This window comes from Jatrophihabitans sp. sgz311053, assembly GCF_056135305.1.
The window spans coordinates 1,853,547-1,874,069 of record NZ_JBWAXP010000001.1; the positions used below are offsets into that span (position 1 = coordinate 1,853,547).

The window sequence follows — 20,523 nt, forward strand, 5'->3', positions numbered from 1 at the left end:
TCAGCGGACGGGCGTGCGCTCGGTGCTGCCGCGCCCGCTGACCATGAGGTGGACCTGGGCGGGCAGCTTGTCGGAGTCGAGGGCGGTGCGAGCCGAGCGGACGGCGTCGCGGACCACTCGCTCGTGCACCTCGGCGAGGTTCGCCCCCGGCGTCGCGGCGACCCGCACCACGATCTCGGGCGCGGAGGCGGCGCCGATGACGATGACCCTGACGCGTGCCACGCCGGGCAGCTGCTCGATCTCTTCCTCCACGGCCTCGGCCAGGACATCGCCCGCCATCGAGGTGTAGCCGCGCTGATCCGAATCGTCGTCGAGGCGCAGCGTCCGCAGCCGATCGACGCGGGGCTGCACCAGCAGCCAGCCCAGGGCCAGCAGGCCGACGACCACGGCGCCCGCGACGACGGCGTACCAGACCCAGTGGTGGTCGTGGATCCAGCGAGCCTCCGGACGGCTGTAGATCCGTTCGGTCGACGGCAGTGAGGAAAACCAGCCGAAGTGCCGGCCGACGAGGAAGCCGCCGGCGCCCAGCAGGACGAGACCGAGCAGCGCGAAGACGATGCGGTTCAGACGGGTGGTGCGGCGGTGCATGTCAGCCTCCCGATGCCCGCAGGCGAGTCGTCACGGAGAGCGGCCGTTCCGGGCGCAGCGCGGCGAGCCGGTCAGCGACAGCGGCCTCCACGGCCTCGCGGACACCGGTGCCGTCGCGTAGTGCGCAGCGCGCCTCGATCCGAACTCGCGAGCGCTGGATGCGCACGCGAGCGGTGGCGACACCGTCCACGCCCTCGGCCACCGCTCCCAGCTCGCGGGCCAGCCCGGCGCGGGTGACACCGGCGATGGTGTGCGGCTCCGGGTCCACGAGGCGGACGAACGGGCGCCGCGCCGGGAAGACCCCGGCGAGTAGCAGGATCAGCCCCACTGCCGCCAGTGCGATGCCGGCGACGAGGACGCCGATGTCCCGCCAGGTCCTGGTGCGCAGCCGCTCGGCCACCCACGAGACCGAACCGAGCACCGTGCGGTCGTGACCCTGCGCGACCTGGACGGCGGCGATCGCCGCGAGGACGCAGCCGACCACCACGATCAGCGCGAGGAGGGAGGCGAGCCCACTGCGCCGCCGCCGCGGTAATTGCGCACGCCTGCTCATATGACCCGCCGCCCGTCCGGCGCAGCCGACCGGCGCAGCTTCGTCACCTCGACATCGACGTCGCGGACCTCCAGGTCGCACAACCGTCCGACGGTCTCGCTCACGTGTGTCCGCACCGCACGGGTCACGCTCACGATCGAGGTCGGGTACGCGACGCCGACGGCGACCCGGAACTGAACGAGCCGGCCGCTGATCAGCGCGTCGGCGCGGGCGTGTCGGCCGCCGCGGCCGGGGAGCCGGTCGCTGAGGCGGCGGCCGAGCTCGGCGGTGTGGGTCACCTCGGCGGCCGCCTGCGCGGCGATCTTCTCGATCACCCGGTCGGCCACGGTCGTCGCGCCGCGTTCGGCGACCGGACGGAGTGCGGGGCGCGCCTCCGCCTGGCCCGGGGTGGTCTCGGGCGTGCTCACAGGTCCCGGTCGCGGCGTCCGCCGCCGAGGTACTCGGTGAGGTCGAGTTGGCCGTCGGCGACCCGACCCACGACCACGCCGAGCGCACCGAAGATCGCGATGACGACGAAGCCGACGAAGCCGCCGAAGACGAGGCCGAAGCCGAGCGCCAAGCCCACGGCCAGGCCGATCAGAGTTCCCGAGTTGCGCATGATCTTCCTTCTCGATGCCGGTGGCCGCCCGATCGCGGCCGACCTCACTGCAGGTTGCGAGGGGGCTTACCCGTCAGCCGCCGGTGGAGCTCGCGGACCTTCTGCCGGACGATCCGGTCGGGCCGTCGGCTCCGGCGCACCCGCGGCCTGGTGTCGCGCTCGGCGCGGGCCGCGGAGCCGTCGAAACGCGCCAGCCCTGCCATGAAGGCGTCCGGGTCGCCGCCGACGTCCGGGTGACTGGCGCGGATGAACGCCCGGCGCTCGGCCCGGCGCTGGGCGTCGGTGTCACGTGCCGCCGGTCGGTCGTGCGCTGGCTCGGTCATCGGGTCCCCGGGTCTGTGGGTGGGTCTCCGAGTCTGCCGGATCGACCTCGACGGCGAGGACCGTCGCCGCGCGGGCGGCGGCCCCGCCGTCGTGACGCACGAGGCTCACTGGACGCGCGGGTCCTCGGGCTCCTCCTCGTCACCGGGGACGAAGACGTCGTTGATGTTGATGTTGACCTCGGTGACCTCGAGGGCGGTCATCCGCTCGACGCTGTTGATCACGTTGCGGCGGACGGCCTTGGTCACCTCGGCGAGCTCCACGCCGTACTCCACGACCAGCTCGAGGTCGACGGCCGCCTGCCGCTCGCCCACCTCCACCGACACGCCCTGGCCCAGTGAGGCGCGGCTGCCGGGGATGCGCTCGCGGACCGCGCCGAAGGCACGCGCGGCGCCCTTGCCCAGGGCGTGCACGCCGCGGACCTCGCGCGCGGCGAGGCCGGCGATCTTCTCGACCACGGTGTCGGCGATCGTGGTGCGGCCCTCGGAGGTGATGAGGGCGGTCTCGGCGGGGGCGGCCACCGCGGTGGAGGCCGGAGCGGTCTGGGTCTCGGCGGGGGTGCCGTTCTTGGCCGTGCTCGTCATCGTCGACGTCTCCTTCTGTCTCGGGTGCGATGCGACGGGTTCGTACCCGTCACCGATTGCGGACAACCGAACCGGTTAGTGTCGGTTCGGCTCGTTCGTAGGACGAGCCGCATGACAGCGATGTCATTTGCAAAGTTTGTGATGTGGGTCACGCGAGGGAGGATGGTCCGGGTGGCCGGCCGCGGCGATCTCGACGCGCAGCCCGACGACGTCCTCACCGACCGCGCGCGAGACGGCGACAGCCGGGCCTTCGAGGTGCTGCTGCGTCGCTACCAGCACTCGATGTTCGCACTCGCGGCCCGCATCACCGGCTCCGAGAGTGACGCCGAGGACGTCCTGCAGATCGCCTTCACCACCGCGTGGCGCAAGCTGCGTGACTTCCGCGGTGACGCCAAGTTCTCGACCTGGCTCTACCGCATCGTGACGAACCAGGCGCTGACCCTGCTACGTCGCCGACGCGCGAGCGCCGAGCTGCCGGCAGCCGACGAGGCGCAGCCGGCGGTGTCGCCGGAACGCGGTCCCGAGGCGACGGCCGAGCGGACCGCGATGGCGGACGCCCTCGCCGCCGCGCTGGCCCGGCTTCCCGACGAGCTGCGGGTGGTATGGCTGCTGCGGGAGGTCGACGGTTGCAGCTACGACGAGGTCGCGGCCATCGTGGGGATCGGGCTGAGCACCGTGCGGGGTCGGCTGGCACGAGCCCGCCGCGGCCTGGCAGAGGAGATGGCGGAGTGGAGATGACGCGATGAGCCACCCGGTGACGGGACGGCCCGACGGCGAGCCCGATGACGACCCCGATGACGACCCCGACGAGGCAGACCGGCCCGAACCACCCGTCCTCGCGGCGGCCCGCCGGGCCTACGCCGGCCGGGCCGTGCTGGCGCCCGGCGTGCTCCTCGACCGGACGATGGAGACCGTCGGGCGGGAGCTCCGGCCGGCGCGCCGCCTGCCGATCGCCCCGCTGCCGGGGAGCGCGACGCGCGGCATCGTCACCGATGTCGCCGCCGGGAACGCGATCCGCCAGGCCCTCGACGGCGATCCCGCGGTGATCGTCCGACGCTGCCGGATCGAGAGCCCGGGACGGCGCGATCCCGGCTGGCGGGTCTGGGTCAGCGTGGCGGTGAGTTATGCGCACTACGACCGGCACGGTGATCGCGAGCTCCGCCGCCGGGTGGTCGCGGCGGCGCAGCGGCTCTTCGGGGCCACCGTCACCGCCGTCGACATCGACATCGTCGACGTCACCCCGGGCGCCGTCTCGGGCGCTGTCTCGGACGCCGTACGGGGCGCCGTATCGGACGCTGTGTCGAACGCTGGCTCGGACGCCCACGGGGACGGGGGAGCGGCGTGACCGGGGTCGAGCGAGAGGTCGCCTCCCGCCGCGACGACGCCGAGCTGACGGAGCTGGTGGTCGCTGCCGTGCGGGACGTTCCCGGCGTGGTGCGCCTGCAGCGACGGCCGCTGACGGCACTGCGACGGGTGTCGGCCCCCGGCCGCTCCGGTGCGGACGGCGATGCGACGGCGGTGACGCTGCTCCGCGGCGCCGGCGGCGAGCTGACGATCGCCATCGAGCTCGTCAGCGCCAGCGAGCCGCCCCCGCGCGAGGTGGTGGCCGCCGTCGGACGGGCCGTCGACCGGGCGCTGGCCGCCGTCGAGGAGCACCGTGTGGATCTCGAGGTCGTCGTCACCGATGTGGAACCCTGAACCCGTGCCCACCCGCCGGAACCCGCTGCTGACCGTCGTCCTCGTGCTGGTGATCGCGTGGCTGGTGATCGCGCTCATCGGCGTGCTGCTGAAGGGGCTCTTCTACCTCTTCGTCATCGCGATCGTGGCCATCGTGGCGACGCTGGCCTGGGGTGCCTTCACAGCGGGGCGTCGCACCGGACGCAGGTGACACGCGGTGCGGTAGCGCCCAACCGTAAGCTGCGCGTGTGCCCCGTCAACCCTCTCGGACCGCGCCGCAGGCCACCCTCGCCGACGCCCCGCTCGGGGAGTTCGTCGAGCTGGACGGACCGTGGCCCGGTCGTCATGTCGACGTCTCGCTGCCGGCAGGCAGCGTGCACCTGCACGTGCGGACCACCCCGTCGCCGGACGGCGCCGAGCCGGCGCTCTTCGTCCACGGTCTCGGTGGCTCGGCGCTGAACTGGACGCAGCTGGCAGGCGCGCTGCGTGACGAGCTCGCGATCGAGGCGCTGGACCTCGCGGGGCACGGGCTGTCGGGTCCCTCGCCCAGCGGCAAGTACCCGCCACAGCTGCACGCCGACACCGTGATCGCCTACCTGGAGCAGTCCGGCCGCGGTCCGGTCCACCTCGTCGGCAACTCGATGGGCGGTGCGGTGAGCATCCTCGTCGCCGCGCAACGACCGGACCTGGTCCGGACGCTGACGCTCGTCTCGCCCGCCGTCCCGGACAACCGGGTGCGGAACTATCCGCTGCGGCACAACCCGCGCTTCGCGCTGGTCGTGGTCCCGGTGCTGGGGGAGTTCCTGACCAAGCAGTTCAACCGTCGCTACGCGCCGGAGGTCCGGGCCAAGGGCACCATCGCCCTCTGCTTCGCCGACCGGTCCCGCTTCCCGCAGCAGCGGATGGCCGACCTCGTGGCCGAGCTGCGCGAGCGCGAGTCGCTGCCCCACGGTGACAAGGCGGTCCTCGGCTCGCTGCGCGGCCTGGCGTCGTCGCAGCTGCTGCGCGGGCGTCGTGGGTGGCGCACGATGCGCGGCATCTCCGCGCCGACGCTGGTCGTCTGGGGAGACACGGACCGTCTCGTCGCCCCCGATCTCGCCCCCTATGTCGCCGCTGCGGTGCCGGACTCGCGGCTGCTCGTCCTCGACGGGGTCGGTCACACCGCGATGATGGAGGACCCCGAGACCACGGCCCGTGCCGTGCTGGGCCTGCTGGCCGACTCCCGGACCGACGCCGCGTCCTGACGCGGACAAGCTGAGAATGCGGAACGTCGTCCCGAGATCCGGCTGTCGCTGTGCCACCCTGGTGGCGTGTCGAGGCCGAGCCGGGACCGCGGGGAGTGGGGCGCGACGATGACCGTCGAACGCTCCCGCTCGACCGACCCGTCCCGCGACGTGGACCTCGTCCGGGAGCGGGCGGGCAACGCCCGGCCCACCTACGGTCCGCCCGGTCGCGACCGGCCACCGACGGCGGCCGATCGGCTGCGGACCTTCGTCCGACGCTACGGCTGGCGGGCCTACGCGCTGCCCATCCTCGCCGTCCTCACCGTCGCAGCGCTGATGACGACCACCACCACCGCCTCCGGGCCGAAGGCCGACGCCGCGGGCGACCAGGCCACCGGCGCAAGCGCCCCGCCCACCGCTGGCGGCCACATCCCGCTCAAGGGTGACAACGCCGGGGAGTTCTCGCAGACGGTGCTGAAGGCGGCGTCGCTGCCGCCGGGGCCGCAGTACACGAGGGTCGGCAAGGGCACGTTCCGCGTCCTGCCCGGTTCGACCAAGGTCGTCGGTAAGTCCGGTCGACTCTTCCGGTACTCCGTCGACGTCGAGAACGGCGTCACCGGCGTCGACCTCGCGCAGTACTCCTCGATGGTGGACAAGGTCATGGACGACCCGCGCAGCTGGGCCGGCCACGGTGTGCGGGTGCAGCGGGTGGACTCGGGCCCGATCGACTTCCACGTGACGCTGACCTCGACGATGACGGTGCGGAAGTTCTGCGGCTTCGACATCCCGGTCGAGACGTCCTGTTACGCAGCCTCGGGTTCGGTGCCCGGCCTCACCGCCAACCGGGTCTTCTACAACGTGGCGCGCTGGGTACGCGGCGCGCCGGCGTACCTCGGCGACATCGACGCCTACCGCACCTACATGATCAACCACGAGAACGGCCACGCGCTGGGCCACAACCACGCGCACCAGTGCCTGCCCGGCGGCCTCGCGCCGCTGATGATGCAGCAGACCTTCGGGCTGCGGGAGACCCGCGGCGGCAACCAGCTCTGCCAGGCCAATCCCTGGCCGTACCCGCCGGGCGTCAAGGGCGCGCCCGGCGCCGAGCAGCTCGACACGGCCCAGAACAACGAGTACGGCCGCGGCGACTGACCGTCCGCCCGAGCCCAGCGCCACGGAACAACGGCGACCGCCGTACGGTTGGAGACTGCGAACCTGCCCGAATACGTGAGGAACCGCCGTGTCCCTGCCGCCGCTGGTCGAACCCGCTGACGAACTGACGATCGACGAGGTCCGTCGCTACAGCCGTCACCTGATCATCCCCGACGTGGCGATGGTCGGGCAGAAGCGGTTGAAGAACGCCAAGGTGCTCTGCGTGGGCGCCGGCGGCCTCGGCTCGCCCGCTCTGCTGTACCTGGCCGCAGCGGGGGTCGGCACGCTCGGCATCGTCGAGTTCGACACCGTGGACGAGTCGAACCTGCAGCGGCAGATCATCCACGGCCAGAGCGACATCGGCCGTCCCAAGGCGGAGTCCGCCGCCGAATCGGTGCGGGAGATCAACCCCTTCGTCAACGTCATCGTCCACAACGAGCGCCTGGACAACGACAACGTCCTGGAGATCTTCGGCGGCTACGACCTCATCGTCGACGGCACCGACAACTTCGCGACGCGCTACATGGTCAACGACGCCTGCGTGCTGCTCGGCAAGCCCTACGTCTGGGGCTCGATCTACCGCTTCGACGGTCAGGTCAGCGTCTTCTGGGACGAGCACGGCCCCAACTACCGCGACCTCTACCCGGACCCGCCGCCGCCCGGCATGGTCCCGTCCTGCGCCGAGGGCGGCGTGCTCGGTGTCATCTGCGCCTCCATCGGCTCGGCCATGGTCAACGAGGCGATCAAGCTCATCACCGGCATCGGCGAGCCGCTGCTCGGCCGGCTGCTGGTCTTCGACGCCCTCGAGATGACCTGGCGCGAGCTGAAGATCCGCAAGGACCCGAACGGCTTCAAGATCACCGAGCTCATCGACTACGACGCCTTCTGCGGCGTGGTGTCGGAGGAGGCCCAGCAGGCCGCCGCGGGCTCGACCATCACCGCCCACGAGCTCAAGGAGCTCCTGGACTCGGACAAGCCGACCTACCTCGTCGACGTCCGCGAGCCGGCCGAGTGGGAGATCGTGAAGATCCCCGGCGCCACGCTCATCCCCAAGGACGAGATCCTGCGCGGCGACGCGCTCTCCTCGTTGCCGCACGACAAGCAGATCGTCATGTATTGCAAGACCGGCATCCGGTCCGCCGAGACGCTCGCCGCCGTGAAGAACGCCGGCTTCAAGGACGCCGTGCACGTCCAGGGCGGCGTGACGGCGTGGGTGAACCAGGTCGACAAGTCACTGCCGGTCTACTGACCGGCGCCGCGGCGCGCATGACGACGGAACGGCCCGCCGAGCCCGGTGATCTCACCGAGTTCGGTGAGGCCGTTCTGCGCGTGGTGGACCAGATCCCGCCGGGACGGGTGATGACCTACGGCGCGATCGCCGAGGTGGTCGGCCGCGGCGGTCCGCGCGGGGTCGGTGCGGTGATGGCGCGGGACGGCATGGGCGTGACCTGGTGGCGGGTGGTCCGGGCCAACGGGACGCTGCCGTCCCACCTCATGCCCGAGGCCCAGGAGCACTGGTTCGCCGAGGGGACGGCGCTGCGGCGCGGCATCGTCGACATCGGGCAGGCGCACTGGTTCCCCGACGCATGAGCCCGTCGCCGGAATTGTCACACCTGCGTGCTCTGATGTCCGCGTGACCGAGACCGCCTACCGCCTGGTGCGCCCGGCCGCGGCTGTTCCGGCCCCGCCGCCGGTGCTGGACGCCGCGCAGCGGGCGGTGCTCGAGCACGGTGGCGGTCCGCTGCTGGTGCTGGCGGGGCCCGGTACCGGCAAGACCACGACGCTCGTCGAGACCGTCGCGGCGCGGGTGGCTGCCGGCGTCCGGCTCGAGAACATCCTCATGCTCACCTTCAGCCGCCGCGCTGCCAACGAGATGCGCGACCGGGTCGCTGCCCGGCTCGGCCGCACCGTCCGCGAGCCGATCGCCCGCACGCTGCACTCCTACGCCTTCGGCCTGCTCCGGATCGCCAACCGCCGCAGCCAGGGCGGGGACGATCCGCTGCCGCCGCCGCGGCTGCTCACCGGAGCCGAGCAGGACGTCATCGTCCGTGACCTGCTCGCCGGCCGGGGCGAGTCGGCCTGGCCGGATCAGCTGCGACCGGCCTTCCACACCAGCGCCTTCGCCGGCGAGCTGCGTGACCTCGTGCTGCGGGCAGTCGAGCGCGGCCTGCTCGGTGACGATCTCGTCGCCCTCGGGCGGCGCCACCGGCGCGACGACTGGCAGGCAGCGGGCCGCTTCCTCACCGAGTACGAGGACGTGACGTCGCTGGCCAAGCCCGGCGCCTACGACCCGGCCGAGCTCATCCGCTCCGCCGTCAACGCGCTGCGGGCTGATCCCGACCTGCTCGCGGCCGAGCGTGCCCGCCGGCGGCATGTCTTCGTCGACGAGTACCAGGACACCGACCCCGCGCAGGCCGAGCTCCTGGCGCTGCTGACCCCCACCGCGGACGAGCTGGTCCTCGTCGGCGACCCGGATCAGTCCATCTACGCCTTCCGCGGTGCCGACGAGTCCGCACTGCGCGATGTCGACACGCGCTTCGGCCGCGGCGCGCCCGTCCCGGTGGTGGCGCTCGTGACGTCGCGGCGCAGCGGTCCCGCCCTGGTGGCGGCTGCGCGGCGGGTGGCGGTCCGGTTGCCCGGACGCGGTGATCATCGGCGGTTGCAGGCCGCCGGTGCCGACCCGGTCGACGGGCCGGCGGTCGAGGTCGCGCTCTTCGCCTCCGCCAGTGCCGAGGCCAACCACGTCGCCGGGGTATTGCGACGCGCGCATCTGGACGGCATGCCCTGGTCGCGGATGGCGGTGCTGGTCCGATCGACGGCGGCTGTGCTGGGGACGCTGCGCCGCGCCCTGTCGACGGCCGGGGTCCCGGTCCGGGTCCGGGGCGACGACCTGCCGTTGGCCGAGCAACCCGCGGTGGCGATGTTGCTGGAGCTGCTGCGCTGCTGTCTGCAGCCGTCCCTCGTGGACGAGGAGGTGGCCGAGCGGTTGCTCCTCGGGCCGGTGGGACGGGCCGACGTCGTGTCGCTGCAGCGACTACGGCGGGCGGTGAGCAGGCTCGTGGGCCCCGACGAACCGGTGCGGGTGGCGCCGACGCTGTTGGAGGAGAAGGAGGCGCGGATCCTGCCCGAGTCGGTGCGGTGGCCGGTGACGCGCGTCGCGACGACGCTCGCGGCCGGTCGAGCGGCAGCCGCGGCGGGGGGCAGTGCCGAGGAGGTGCTGTGGGCGCTGTGGGACACGACCGGCCTGGCACGACGCTGGTCGGCGCAGTCTGCAGCCGGTGGCGCCGGCGCTGCGGCGGCAGACCGGGATCTCGACGCCGTCCTCGCCCTCTTCGACGCCGCGGCGCGCTTCACCGACCGGCTGCCCCGCGCCGGTGTGGCCCAGTTCGTCGATCACGTCGCCGCGCAGCAGGTGCCGGGCGACGGGTACGGCGGCGAGGGCGCCGACGGTGGCCCCGGCGCGGTCACGATCCTCACCGCGCATGCCGCCAAGGGACTGGAATGGGAGCTGGTCTGCGTCGCCGGCGTGCAGGAGGGGCGCTGGCCGGATCTGCGAGTGCGGGGCTCACTGCTGGGAACCGAACAGCTGGTGGACGTGGTCGCCGGCCTCGACCCGGCAGCCGGCTCAGCCGGCGGCGCGGCGACCCGTATCGCCGAGGAGCGACGACTCTTCTACGTGGCGGTGACGCGGGCACGATCCCGGTTGCTGGTGACCGCGGTCCGTGGCGAGGACGAGCAGCCCTCGCGCTTCCTCGACGAACTCGACCCGGTCGAGGAGGAGCGCCCCGTCGCCCGCCCGCAGCGCCCGGCGCACCTTGCCGGACTGGTGGCATTCCTGCGCGCCGTCGTCTGCGACGATGCCGCGCCGGCGGCCGAACGCAATGCGGCCGCAGGCGAGCTGGCTCGGCTCGCCGCGGCCGGTGTGCCGGGGGCCGACCCCGACGAGTGGTGGGGCCTGGCGCCGCTCTCGGACACCGGCCCCGTCGCCGACCCGGATCGTCCCGTGCCGGTGAGCCCGTCGCGCATCGACTCCTTCCTGCACTGCGAGCTCCGTACGCTGCTGCAGGACCTCGGCGCCAAGGACGGTCAGGAGCTCTCCGCCTCGCTCGGCACGCTGGTGCACGAGGTGGCGGCCACCGCGGCGCCCGACGCCTCGGTGGAGACCCTGCAGCAGATGGTGGACGACCGCTGGCGATCACTGGACTTCGGCGCGACCTGGTTCGGCGTGAACGAGCGGGTCCGGGCAGGGGCCATTCTCACCCGGCTGGTCAGTTGGCTTCGCGCCAGTCGTGACTCGCTGCAGCTCGTGGCCATCGAGGAGCCGTTTCGCGTCGAGATCGGTGACGCCGTGCTCACCGGCCGCGTCGACCGCGTCGAACGCGACGTCGACGGCCGCCTGGTCGTCGTCGACCTCAAGACGGGCAAGTCCAAGGTGCGCGGCGACGACCTGCCGCAGCATCCGCAGCTCGGTGCCTACCAGCTCGCCGTCGACGAGGGTGGCTTCGGCGATGGCGAGCAGCCGGGTGGTGCGGTGTTGGTGCAGCTCGCCGCCCCCGGCAAGGACCCCGAGCAGTGGCAGCCGCCGCTGGCCGAGCGCGAATGGATCGAGCAGTCCGTCGCCCACGTCGCCTCCCGGCTCCGGGGGTCGCAGTTCACGGCACAGATCAACAGCTACTGCGGCAACTGCGACCTCGTCACCGTCTGTCCGCTGCAGAACGGCCGGCAGGTGACCTCGTGACCGCGGTGGTCGACGCCGTCCCCGCCGTCGTGCGACCACGTCAGCCGCGGCTGGGAGCCGTCGAGCTGAGTCGGCTGCTGGGTCTGGCGCATCCGCCGACCCCCGAGCAGGCCGCCGTCATCGAGGCCGGTCCGGGACCCTCGGTGGTCATCGCCGGTGCCGGGTCGGGCAAGACCGAGACGATGGCCGCCCGCGTCGTCTGGCTCATCGCCAACCGGCTCGTCGCCCCGGACGCCGTCCTCGGCCTCACCTTCACCCGCAAGGCGGCCGGCGAGCTCTCCAAGCGGGTGCGGCAGCGGCTCGCGCAGTGGCGTCGCGTGGTCGAGGGCGAGGTGTCGCGCGGACCCGCCGACGCCGACCCGGAGCTGCGCCAGCACCTGGCGCAGCTGCTCGCCGGCGAGCCGACGGTCCTCACCTACGCCGCCTACGCCGGCCGGCTCGTGGCCGACCATGCGCCGCGCGTCGGCGCCGAACCCGGCGCCCGGCTGCTGTCGCCGGCAGTGGCGTGGCAGCTCGCGGAGACCGTCTCGCGACGCCACCCCGAACTGCCGGCTGACATCGGGGCGGCCAGCAGCGTGCCGCGGTACGTGCTGCAGCTCAGCGGCCAGCTCGCCGATCACCTCGTCGCGGCGGACGACGTCCGACGCTTCTGCGACGAGACCCTGGCGTGGTTCGAGACGCTGCCCCCCGGCGACCGGATCAAGGCCGCATACCCTGGCTCGACGGCGGCGTTCGTCAAGGCGTTGGAGCATCGGCGAGCCCTGGTCCCCATGCTCGAGGCCTTCGCGGCTGCCAAGCGGGCGCTGCCGGCCGTGGACTTTGCCGACCAGATGACGGTGGCGGCACAGGTGGCCCGCCTCGACGAGGTTCGCGCGGTGGAGCGCAGTCGGTACGCGGCGGTCCTGCTCGACGAGTACCAGGACACCGGCCACGCCCAGGTCGAGACGCTGGTCCAGCTCTTCGGCGACGGCCACTCGGTGACCGCCGTCGGCGACCCGTTCCAGTCCATCTATGGCTGGCGTGGGGCGAGCTCGGGCACGATGCGCGCCTTCGCCGGACGGTTCCGGGATGAGTCGGGCGCACCCGCCTCGCTCTTCCACCTGGCCACCAGCTTCCGCAACGACGCGGTCGTCCTCGACGCCGCCAACACGATCGCCGATCCGCTGGGCGAACCCGACACGGTGCACCTGCGTCCGTCGCCGCGGGCGAGCACCGGCGCGATCGGGATGGTGCGGACCGAGACCGTCGCGGGTGAGGCTGCCTGGGTGGCGAACCGGCTGGCCGGGGCCTGGCGTGAGCTGCCCGGTGGGGAGCGGACGGCGGCCGTGCTGGTGCGACGGCGGTCCCAGATCCCCCTGCTGGCCGACGCGCTGCTCGCCGAAGGGCTTCCCGTCGAGGTCGTCGGCCTCGGCGGGCTGCTCACCACCCCGGAGATCGTGGACGTGGTGGCGACGCTGCGAGTGCTGGTGCAGCCGGATGCCGGCACCGCCCTGGTGCGGCTGCTCACCGGGGCACGCTGGCGGATCGGTCCGAGTGACCTGGCGGCACTGCATCGGCGGGCCCGCGAGCTCGGTCGGTTCGAGCCGGTGACAGGGGTCCAGACGGCGCTCTTCGCGCCGATCGGCGAGGGCGGTGCGCCGGGTGCGGAGAGTGCCGGGGCGGGCGTCGACACCGACGTGGCGGCGGTTGACGACTCACCGCCGGTGCCGAGTGTGGCGCCGGTCGGGCTCGTCGAGGCCCTCGACGACCTCGGCGCGCCCGAGCAGTACTCCGAGACCGGTTACGCCCGGTTGCACGCGCTCGCCGGCGAGCTCCGCCGGCTGCGCCGTCGCATCGCCGGTCCGCTGCCCGAGCTGGTGGCCGATGTCGAGCGGACCATCGGCGTCGACGTCGAGGTGGCGGCCCGGCCTGACCGGCGCCGGGTGCTCCGCGCCCACCTCGACCGGTTCCTCGACGAGGCGGCCACCTTCGCCAACGAGGCCGACGACGCCACGCTCACCGCCTTCCTCGCGTACCTCGCCGCCGCCGAGGACGAGGAGAATGGCCTGGAGGCCGGCGAGGTCGTGGTCGAGGCCGAGCGGGTGCAGATCCTGACGGTGCACGGTGCCAAGGGCCTGGAGTGGGATCTGGTCGCCGTCCCCGGCCTCTGCGAATCGATCTTCCCCGCCGACCCCAAGCAGATCGACTGGACCAAGACCCGACAGGAGCTGCCCATCCCGCTGCGCGGCGACCGCCACGACCTGCCGAGTCTGGATCTCGCCGGTGCCGGCAGCCGCAAGGACGTGCGCGATCTGGTCGACGAGCACAACCGGGGCCTGAAGGAGCGGCACGGGCTCGAGGAGCGACGACTCGCCTACGTCGCGGTGACGCGGGCCAGACACCTGCTGCTGATGTCGACCTACGCGTGGGATCAGACCCAGTCCGAACGGGTCCCGTCCCGCTTCCTCGCCGAGGTCAGGGACGGCCTCGCCGACACCGCCGGCGTCGAGATCGACGGCTGGTTCGAGGTGGAGCCCGGCGCCTCCAATCCACTGGTGGCCGATCCTCGGCGCGGCGAGTGGCCGGTCGACCCCTTCGGTCCGTTCCCGGGCGACCGGGGGGAGGGGCGTCGCGGGCAGGTCGAGGCGGGGGCGGCGCTGGTCCGGGCGGCCCGCGCCGGCGAGTTGCCGGCTGCTGCCGAGCCGGTCGGGGCCGCCGCCGAGTGGCGTCGCGACGTCGATCTTCTGCTGCGCGAGCGGGCGTCGGCCCGCCCCGGCGCGACGATCGACGTGCCGCTGCCGGCGCGGCTGTCGGTCTCGCAGCTGGTTGAGCTCCGCACCGATGAGCAAGGGCTGGCCCGATCGCTGCGCCGACCGCTGCCGCGTCGGCCGGCACCCGCGACCCGGCGCGGCACCACGTTCCACACCTGGTTGGAGCAGCGGTGGTCCGGTGAGGCGCTGCTCGACATCGACGAGCTGCCCGGCGCGGCCGACGCCGAGCGCGGCGAGGACGACTTCGACCGGCTGCGCACCGCCTTCGAGGCGAGTGCCTGGGCGATGCGGACGCCCAGCGAGGTCGAGGTCCCGTTCGAGATGCGGATCGGCTCCCGGGTGATTCGCGGCCGGATGGACGCCGTCTTCCGCGACCCCGACCGTCCCGACGGCTGGATGGTGGTGGACTGGAAGACGGGCTCGCCCCCGGCCGGCGCGGCCGCCGACGCGGCGGCGGTGCAGCTGGCTGCCTACCGATTGGCGTGGGCGCGGCTCTCCGGGATCGGTGACGCCGAGGTGAGCCTGGTCAGGGCCGCGTTCCACTACGTGCGCGACGACGTCACCGTCGAGCCTGCCGCCCTGCTCGACGCTGATGGACTGCGCCGCCTGGTGGAGGGCGATTGAGGGTGGTTGCTTGGGCCGCTGCGGGCGGCGGCCGGGCGGTCGAGCGAGTGCCTCAGATCGGCTTGAGCTCGCTGATCCGCCAGCCGTTGTCGATGAGCTGTGCGGTGATCTCCACCTGTGCGGCTGCGACAGAACTCTGTCCGTCGCTGGCGCGGGTGCTCTGCTGATCGAGGAAGACCAGCAGCCGCGCGGTGTCGCCGCGCAGGAAGGTGACGCCAGCGGTGGAGACCTTGGCGACCAGCGTGAGCTTCTGGCCGGGTGCCAGCTTCTGCAGCTGCGCGAACAGCTCGCGGTACTGCGCCGGGGCGTCACCGGTGAGCCACCGCTTGGCTGCGGCTTGCGCCACCTGCGGCTTGCGGTAGTCGTAGCTCAGCACCTGGTTCAGGCCGGTGCTGACCTGGGCGATCACCTGGGAGGTGGTGCGACTGTCGACGAGCGCCCGGTTGCGCCCGGCGCTGCTGTCACCGAGCTGGTCGGCCCGCACGAGCAGGACGATGCCGGTGGCCACCAAGGCGGCTGCCAGCACGAGGAGGGCGATGGGGAGCAGGACGCGCCGGGGAGGCGAGGCGGTGCCCGCCGTCGGGACGGCAGCGCTGGTGTCGGCGCCGGTCTCGGTGTTGGCGCCGGTCTCGGTCGAAGCCTCGGCGTCGGCCTTGCTCTCGGTGGGAGCGTCGGCGTCGGCCTTGCTCTCGGTGGGAGCGTCGGCGTCGGACTGGGCGGTCGGGTCGGTCACGGTCTCCTCGGAGCGCTCGGATGTCGCGGTCACGTCAGGGCCACCGGGACGAGCGTGAGATCGGCCAGCTTCCAGTCGCCGCCGACCTTGCTGAGGGTCGCACGGAACCGGTTGCGGGTCGTGGTGGCCGCGCCGGTCACCGGCTGTCGCTTCACGTTGACGGAAGCGATCACGGTGGCGCTGCCCTTGGCGGTGTCGAGACGAGTGACGGCGGCATCCAGGACCACGGCGGAGGTGACGACCTTGGCCTGCTTGAGCAGCGTTGTCGCCGACGACCGGGAATCGCTGAACTCCGACTTGAGCGTCCCGGTCGAGACCTCCAACCAGTTGGCGAGGGCCGCCGCTGGCTTGCGGTAGTCCGACGTGTTGACGGTGGCGATGGCCAGCCGTGCGTCGACAGCGACCTCGTCCCGCGCGACTGCGGTGGTGCGGCCGTCGTCGTGTCCGGCCCGCCACCACACGACGCCGCTCACGACTCCGAAGACCAGCGCGGCCACGGCGACCGCGGCGCTGACGAGGGTGAGACGCCCGACCCGGCGGCGGGGCCGATCTGCAGCGGCGGCGGCGGTCACGACGGCCCCCGGTCGCCCGGCGCGGCGCGGCCGGCTGACCGGGACCGACGGTGGTTCGTGGTCCGTCGCGCGCTCGTCGGTGTCGTCGGTGTCGTCGGTGTCGTCAGCGGCGGGGGCCGGGGCGGGGGCGCTCGCCACGGACTGAGGCAGGCCTGCTGTTGCGGTGGCCGCGGCTGAGGGTGACCCGGCCGTGGCGGCCCCGCCGGTGGGCGCGGTGGTCTCGGCGCCGGTTGCCTCCGCGGTCTGGGTTGCGTCCGCGGTGTGGGTTGCGTCCGGGGTGTGGGTTGCGTCCGGGGTGTGGGTTGCGTCCGGGGTGTGGGTTGCGTCCGGGGTGTGGGTGGCGTCTGTGGCGGTCTCGGTCGCGTCTGCGGTGGTGTCGGTCGTGTCCGTGACGGTGAGGGTGTCGGTCGTGTCTGTCGTGTCTGCGGGGTCGGTCACGTCCACGGCGTCGGCAGTCGCGGCCTCCGCGGCAGAGCTGGTGGTCTGCGTCGCGGCCGTCCTATTGCCGGCCGGCGCGACGTCGCCCGGCTGTGCCGGCTCCTTACCGTGACCCGTCTCAGCGGCCGGAACACCCTCCGCGGTGCGGGGACCAGGCTCGGCGAGCGCGGCCCGGAGGGCGCGCAGGCTGCTGGCGGCCATGCCCGGCGCCGCCGACGCCGCTGCCGGTGGCGCTGCCGACGGGGTGGTGTCGTCCGGCTCGGCGGCTTCAGTCGTCTGGTCGGTCATCGCGATCCCGGCGCGTTCTGGCTGCCCCGCACGTCGATGCCCGACGAGAGCGGCGCACTGCACGACGCAGCCGTGTTGAGGGCGGGGTTGCCGCCGGTGGCGAGCCCGCTACGCACCTTGGTGCCGCCGTACCCAGCGGTGCAGGGGAGCGGATCGAAGAAGGTCGGCACCAGACCCACGTTGATGCCACGCGGCGTCACGACGGCGCCGCCCGCGGTGACCGCGACGGGGAGCTTGACCAGGATCTCGCGCAGCCCGTCCTTACCGGCGAGGAAGACCCGGCTGGTGGTGAGCAGATTGGTGAGCAGTCCGTTCGCCGAGCCCTTGATCCCGTCGATGAGTCGGTTGGCCTCGCTGAGGGCCGGCGTCGCGGTGTTCAGGACACGGCGGATGTCACCGTCGGAGCTGCGCAGCTGCTCGCCGATGCGAGCGAGGTTGGCGCTGAAGTCCCGGATCGCCCCCGAGGTCTGCTGCTGGGTGCGCAGCACTGTCTGCGAGGTGTCGATGAGGTCCAGCGTCTGCGGCAGCGACGTCTCAGCCGCGCTGAAGAACGACTTGGTGGTGGTGAGCAGCGACTGCAGATCCTGCCCGGCACCTCGGGTCGCGTCGTAGAGCTCGTCGACCACCGTCCGCAGCGAACCCAGCGGAACCGAGCGCGCGAACCGGTCGGTACTGAGCAGCACGTCCTGGACCGGCAGCGGCAGCTCGGTGTTCCGCGAGCGGATCACGCTGCCGTCGTGCAGGTACGGACCGCGGTCGGTACGCGGCCGCAGGTCGACGTACTGCTCGCCGATCACCGACCGGTTGGCGACGACCGCCTCGAGATCGGAGGGGATCTTCCGGTCCGACGTGATGTCGAGCTGCACCCGGATGCCGGTGCGGGTGAGGTCCATGTCGCCGACCCGGCCGACCGAGACGCCGCGATAGGTGACCTCGGCGTTGGTGAAGATCCCACCGCTCTGCGGCAGATCGACCCTGACCGAGTAGCCCGAGGCGCCGACCCATCGGGCGACGCCGACGTAGCGGACGGCCAGGTAGGTGACACCCACGATCGCCACGATGACGAAGGCGAGCACCTGCAGACGCGTGGTGCGAGTCAGCATCAGCGATCCCCTTCGGCGGTGGCGGAGGCGGCCGACGCCGAGCCCGAGGCGGACCCCGAACCAGACCCCGGTGCCGAGCCTGATCCCGACGCCGATCCCGACCCGGACGCCGAACCCGACCCGGACGCCGAGCCCGACCCGGATGCCGAGCCCGACGACGACCCCGAGCCCGACGACGACCCCGAGCCCGACGACGACCCCGAGCCCGACTGCGACGCCGATCCCGACCCGGACGCCGAACCCGAATCCGACCGGGCGGCCGACGAGCCGGGGACAGTCGGCGAGAGCGTCAGCGTGCTCGGCAACCCGGTTGCCGCGGAGCTGGTGGGCGGCAGCAGGCCGGCGGGGGTGGCGACGACCGGCGGGCCCGAGGCCGGCAAGCGGGAGGAGGCAGGCACGCGCGCGGAGGCCACGGGATAGAGCGCGCCGGTCTTGGTCCGGAGCACGAGGGTGGCGAAGCCGTTGAGATAGTCGCCCTTGATCCCGGCCATGGCGCCGTCGCTGAACGGATAGGTGAGCAGCACCTGCAGTGACTTCGGCAGCGCGGCTCCGGCGGCGGCGAGCTGCCGGAGGATCGGTGCCAGCGACTTGAGGTCGGCGACGATGTCGTCCTTGCTCGCGTCGAGGGTGCGGGTGGTGACGCCGGCGAGGCGATTGAGGGCATTGAGCGCGCCCGTCAGCTCGGTGCGCTGGCCCGCCAGCACGTCGAGACCGGGGGCGAGAGAGCTGAGGACGGTCTTGATGCGGCCGTTCTCGTTCTGCAGCGAGGCCGACAGCGTGTCCAACGCGTCCAGGGCACGGGTAATCGAACCGCGACGCTTGTTGAGGTCGGTGACGACGGTGTCGACGCTGCCGAAGAAAGTACGGATCTGCTGCTCGTTGCCGGTGGCGAACTTGTTCAGCTCGCGATTGATGTCGTTGAGCTGACCGACGCCGCCGCCGTTGAGGAGCAGCGACAGGGCGCCGAAGACCTGTTCGACCTCGACGCCGTTGGTCGTGCGGGACAGCGGGATCACGTCTCCGGTCCGCAGTCGGCCGACGGCGGCGCTGCCGAGTGGCGCCGACAGCGAGACGTACTTCTCGCCCAGCAGCGAGGTTTGCTGGATCGAGGCGACCGCATTCGCCGGCAGCTTCACCGAGCCGTTCACCTCGACCGTCACCTCGGCGACGCGGCCGCTGCGGTCCAGATCGATGGAGTCGACCTGACCGACCGGGACGTCGTTGACGCGGACCCCGGCCTGCGGCACCAGGTCGCGCGCGTCCCGGAACTGAGCGGTGATCTTGTAGGGATGGCCGCCGAGGTCGGCGCCGCCGGGCAGCGGAGCGTTGTAGAGGCCGTCGCCCAGGCCGCAGCCGGAGAGCAGGGTCGCAGCGGCCGTCGTCAGCACCGCGACGCGCACGGTACGGCGCCGCCGCAGTCCGGTTGGCGCGTTCATCGGGCTCCGCTCGCGGCGTTGTCGGTCACCGGCAGCAGCAGCGGCGGCGAACTCGTGCCGTCACCTGCCGTGTCACCTGCCGTGTCGCCGGCGGTGCCACCGGCGGGTGTCGAGTCCGCGCTGGAGACCGACGCCGAGTCGGTCGTCGCACTGCGCGCCCACACCGTGAGCTCGTTGAGGTTGGCGCGACCACGCAGGAGGTTGGTCTTGGGGTCGTAGGCGTTGAGGAAGTTCTGCAGCAGCAGCGGCGCCGTGCGCAACGTCTGGGCCAGCGACCCGCGCTGCTTGGCCAGCGTCGCGGCCACGGTCTCCAACTTGTCGACGTTGCGGGTGAGCGCGCCGCGATTGGTGCGGACGAAGTCCTGCACCAGCCCGAGGGCGGTGCCGAGCTCGCGCAGCGCCTCACCGAAGGTCTCACGGTCGTTGGAGAGCGTCTGGCTTACCGCAGCCAGGTTGCGGTTAACGCTGCTCAGCGCGGTGTCGTGCTGCTGCAGCGTCCGGGTGAAGGTGGAGAGCTGGTCGATGGTGCCGAAGATGTCGTCCTTTGAGGCGTCCAGGGTGCGGCCCGAGGAGCTGAGGCGGGAGATGGTGTCCCTGATCTTTTTGCCGTTGCCGTCGAGGTTCGCCGCGCCCACCTTGAGCAGCCGGGACAGCGCGCCTGTGGCGTTGGCGCCGTTGGGGCCGAGGGCGTCGGTGAGCGAGGTCAGGTTGCGGGTCAGCTCGTCGAGCTCCACCGGGGTGCGGGTGCGAGCGGTGCCGATGACGGCGCCGTCACGCAGCTTGGGACCACCGTCGTAGGCGCCGGTGAGCTGCACGTAGCGGTCGCTGACCAGGTTGGGCGAGATGATGACGGCGTAGGTGTCGGCCCGGACCGCGACATCCCGATCGAGGTGCATCCCGATGGTGACTGTCCGCCCGTTCGGCGTCACCGAGTCGACGGAGCCGACAGGCACGCCGAGCACCCGGACGTCCGAACCGGGATAGACGCCGACCGAGGAGGTGAAGCGCGCGCTGAACTCGGTGCCGGTGCTGTTGTCGCGCCAGATCCAGACGCCGGCGACGATGCCCAGGACCACGGCGGCGACAACGGTCGTGACCACGGCGCGGCGGCGCCGCGAGGGTGGTGCGGCAGCGGGATCGGACAC

The 20,523-nt window shown here is 72.7% G+C and carries 21 protein-coding genes; 10 read left to right on the top strand and 11 right to left on the bottom strand.

What is annotated here, in order from left to right:
• The 6 genes from amaP to AC0NZQ_RS08250 form a co-directional block, all read right to left on the bottom strand.
• Positions 1-588 (bottom strand): alkaline shock response membrane anchor protein AmaP, encoded by a 588-nt coding sequence (gene amaP, locus AC0NZQ_RS08225; RefSeq protein WP_474529219.1) that lies wholly within the window; start codon positions 586-588, stop codon positions 1-3.
• A 1-nt stretch (position 589) separates the two neighbouring features.
• Positions 590-1,141, bottom strand: coding sequence for a DUF6286 domain-containing protein (locus AC0NZQ_RS08230; protein ID WP_474529220.1), 552 nt, complete (start codon positions 1,139-1,141; stop codon positions 590-592).
• On the bottom strand, positions 1,138-1,548 hold the full coding sequence (locus tag AC0NZQ_RS08235) for an Asp23/Gls24 family envelope stress response protein (RefSeq protein ID WP_474529221.1): 411 nt from the start codon (positions 1,546-1,548) through the stop codon (positions 1,138-1,140). Before AC0NZQ_RS08235 ends, AC0NZQ_RS08230 begins: the two co-directional genes overlap by 4 nt.
• On the bottom strand, positions 1,545-1,739 hold the full coding sequence (locus AC0NZQ_RS08240) for a hypothetical protein (protein WP_474529222.1): 195 nt from the start codon (positions 1,737-1,739) through the stop codon (positions 1,545-1,547). The genes AC0NZQ_RS08235 and AC0NZQ_RS08240 overlap by 4 nt, the downstream gene beginning before the upstream one ends.
• Before the next feature lie 44 nt (positions 1,740-1,783).
• Positions 1,784-2,062, bottom strand: coding sequence for a hypothetical protein (locus AC0NZQ_RS08245; RefSeq protein WP_474529223.1), 279 nt, complete (start codon positions 2,060-2,062; stop codon positions 1,784-1,786).
• A 105-nt stretch (positions 2,063-2,167) separates the two neighbouring features.
• Positions 2,168-2,644: an Asp23/Gls24 family envelope stress response protein gene (locus AC0NZQ_RS08250; protein ID WP_474529224.1), complete on the bottom strand. Its 477-nt coding sequence runs from the start codon at positions 2,642-2,644 to the stop codon at positions 2,168-2,170.
• Between the two features lie 171 nt (positions 2,645-2,815).
• Here AC0NZQ_RS08250 and AC0NZQ_RS08255 point away from each other — a divergent pair, with 171 nt between their 5' ends.
• The 10 genes from AC0NZQ_RS08255 to AC0NZQ_RS08300 all read left to right on the top strand — a co-directional run bounded on the left by AC0NZQ_RS08255 (position 2,816) and on the right by AC0NZQ_RS08300 (position 14,808).
• On the top strand, positions 2,816-3,382 hold the full coding sequence (locus AC0NZQ_RS08255; RefSeq protein ID WP_474529225.1) for an RNA polymerase sigma factor: 567 nt from the start codon (positions 2,816-2,818) through the stop codon (positions 3,380-3,382).
• Between the two features lie 4 nt (positions 3,383-3,386).
• Positions 3,387-3,989, top strand: coding sequence for a hypothetical protein (locus AC0NZQ_RS08260; RefSeq protein ID WP_474529226.1), 603 nt, complete (start codon positions 3,387-3,389; stop codon positions 3,987-3,989).
• Entirely contained in the window at positions 3,986-4,342 is a 357-nt protein-coding gene (locus tag AC0NZQ_RS08265; protein WP_474529228.1) for a hypothetical protein, read from the top strand. The genes AC0NZQ_RS08260 and AC0NZQ_RS08265 overlap by 4 nt, the downstream gene beginning before the upstream one ends.
• A gap of 4 nt (positions 4,343-4,346) precedes the next feature.
• Positions 4,347-4,532, top strand: a complete 186-nt coding sequence (locus AC0NZQ_RS08270) for a hypothetical protein (protein ID WP_474529230.1) — start codon at positions 4,347-4,349, stop codon at positions 4,530-4,532.
• 37 nt (positions 4,533-4,569) lie between these two features.
• The gene (locus tag AC0NZQ_RS08275) at positions 4,570-5,565 is read left to right on the top strand and encodes an alpha/beta fold hydrolase (RefSeq protein WP_474529231.1); all 996 of its coding nucleotides are present in this window, start codon (positions 4,570-4,572) and stop codon (positions 5,563-5,565) included.
• Between the two features lie 66 nt (positions 5,566-5,631).
• On the top strand, positions 5,632-6,696 hold the full coding sequence (locus AC0NZQ_RS08280; RefSeq protein WP_474529232.1) for a DUF3152 domain-containing protein: 1,065 nt from the start codon (positions 5,632-5,634) through the stop codon (positions 6,694-6,696).
• A gap of 88 nt (positions 6,697-6,784) precedes the next feature.
• Complete coding sequence (gene moeZ, locus AC0NZQ_RS08285) at positions 6,785-7,945, top strand: adenylyltransferase/sulfurtransferase MoeZ (protein WP_474529233.1); 1,161 nt, start codon at positions 6,785-6,787, stop codon at positions 7,943-7,945.
• Between the two features lie 17 nt (positions 7,946-7,962).
• Positions 7,963-8,286, top strand: coding sequence for an MGMT family protein (locus AC0NZQ_RS08290; protein ID WP_474529234.1), 324 nt, complete (start codon positions 7,963-7,965; stop codon positions 8,284-8,286).
• Between the two features lie 43 nt (positions 8,287-8,329).
• The gene (locus AC0NZQ_RS08295; protein ID WP_474529236.1) at positions 8,330-11,434 is read left to right on the top strand and encodes an ATP-dependent helicase; all 3,105 of its coding nucleotides are present in this window, start codon (positions 8,330-8,332) and stop codon (positions 11,432-11,434) included.
• Positions 11,431-14,808, top strand: coding sequence for a UvrD-helicase domain-containing protein (locus AC0NZQ_RS08300; RefSeq protein WP_474529237.1), 3,378 nt, complete (start codon positions 11,431-11,433; stop codon positions 14,806-14,808). Before AC0NZQ_RS08295 ends, AC0NZQ_RS08300 begins: the two co-directional genes overlap by 4 nt.
• Before the next feature lie 52 nt (positions 14,809-14,860).
• On the opposite strand, the gene AC0NZQ_RS08305 is transcribed toward AC0NZQ_RS08300, so the two are convergent.
• From AC0NZQ_RS08305 to AC0NZQ_RS08325, 5 genes are read right to left on the bottom strand one after another with little or no spacing between them, the layout of a single operon-like run.
• Positions 14,861-15,574 carry a hypothetical protein gene (locus AC0NZQ_RS08305; RefSeq protein WP_474529238.1) on the bottom strand — a complete coding sequence of 238 codons (714 nt, stop codon included), beginning with the start codon at positions 15,572-15,574 and terminating at the stop codon, positions 14,861-14,863.
• Entirely contained in the window at positions 15,571-16,839 is a 1,269-nt protein-coding gene (locus tag AC0NZQ_RS08310; protein ID WP_474529239.1) for a hypothetical protein, read from the bottom strand. The genes AC0NZQ_RS08305 and AC0NZQ_RS08310 overlap by 4 nt, the downstream gene beginning before the upstream one ends.
• Positions 16,836-17,942 (bottom strand): MlaD family protein, encoded by a 1,107-nt coding sequence (locus AC0NZQ_RS08315; RefSeq protein ID WP_474529240.1) that lies wholly within the window; start codon positions 17,940-17,942, stop codon positions 16,836-16,838. The genes AC0NZQ_RS08310 and AC0NZQ_RS08315 overlap by 4 nt, the downstream gene beginning before the upstream one ends.
• Entirely contained in the window at positions 17,942-19,378 is a 1,437-nt protein-coding gene (locus AC0NZQ_RS08320) for an MCE family protein (protein ID WP_474529242.1), read from the bottom strand. The genes AC0NZQ_RS08315 and AC0NZQ_RS08320 overlap by 1 nt, the downstream gene beginning before the upstream one ends.
• On the bottom strand, positions 19,375-20,523 hold the full coding sequence (locus AC0NZQ_RS08325) for an MCE family protein (RefSeq protein ID WP_474529243.1): 1,149 nt from the start codon (positions 20,521-20,523) through the stop codon (positions 19,375-19,377). Before AC0NZQ_RS08325 ends, AC0NZQ_RS08320 begins: the two co-directional genes overlap by 4 nt.

Bases quoted from the DNA above. Each gene is read 5' to 3' on its own strand.
- amaP (WP_474529219.1), bottom strand. From the start codon at position 588: ATGCACCGCCGCACCACCCGTCTGAACCGCATCGTCTTCGCGCTGCTC.
- AC0NZQ_RS08230 (WP_474529220.1), bottom strand. From the start codon at position 1,141: ATGAGCAGGCGTGCGCAATTACCGCGGCGGCGGCGCAGTGGGCTCGCC.
- AC0NZQ_RS08240 (WP_474529222.1), bottom strand. From the start codon at position 1,739: ATGCGCAACTCGGGAACTCTGATCGGCCTGGCCGTGGGCTTGGCGCTC.
- AC0NZQ_RS08245 (WP_474529223.1), bottom strand. From the start codon at position 2,062: ATGACCGAGCCAGCGCACGACCGACCGGCGGCACGTGACACCGACGCC.
- AC0NZQ_RS08250 (WP_474529224.1), bottom strand. From the start codon at position 2,644: ATGACGAGCACGGCCAAGAACGGCACCCCCGCCGAGACCCAGACCGCT.
- AC0NZQ_RS08260 (WP_474529226.1), top strand. From the start codon at position 3,387: ATGAGCCACCCGGTGACGGGACGGCCCGACGGCGAGCCCGATGACGAC.
- AC0NZQ_RS08290 (WP_474529234.1), top strand. From the start codon at position 7,963: ATGACGACGGAACGGCCCGCCGAGCCCGGTGATCTCACCGAGTTCGGT.
- AC0NZQ_RS08310 (WP_474529239.1), bottom strand. From the start codon at position 16,839: ATGACCGACCAGACGACTGAAGCCGCCGAGCCGGACGACACCACCCCG.
- AC0NZQ_RS08315 (WP_474529240.1), bottom strand. From the start codon at position 17,942: ATGCTGACTCGCACCACGCGTCTGCAGGTGCTCGCCTTCGTCATCGTG.
- AC0NZQ_RS08320 (WP_474529242.1), bottom strand. From the start codon at position 19,378: ATGAACGCGCCAACCGGACTGCGGCGGCGCCGTACCGTGCGCGTCGCG.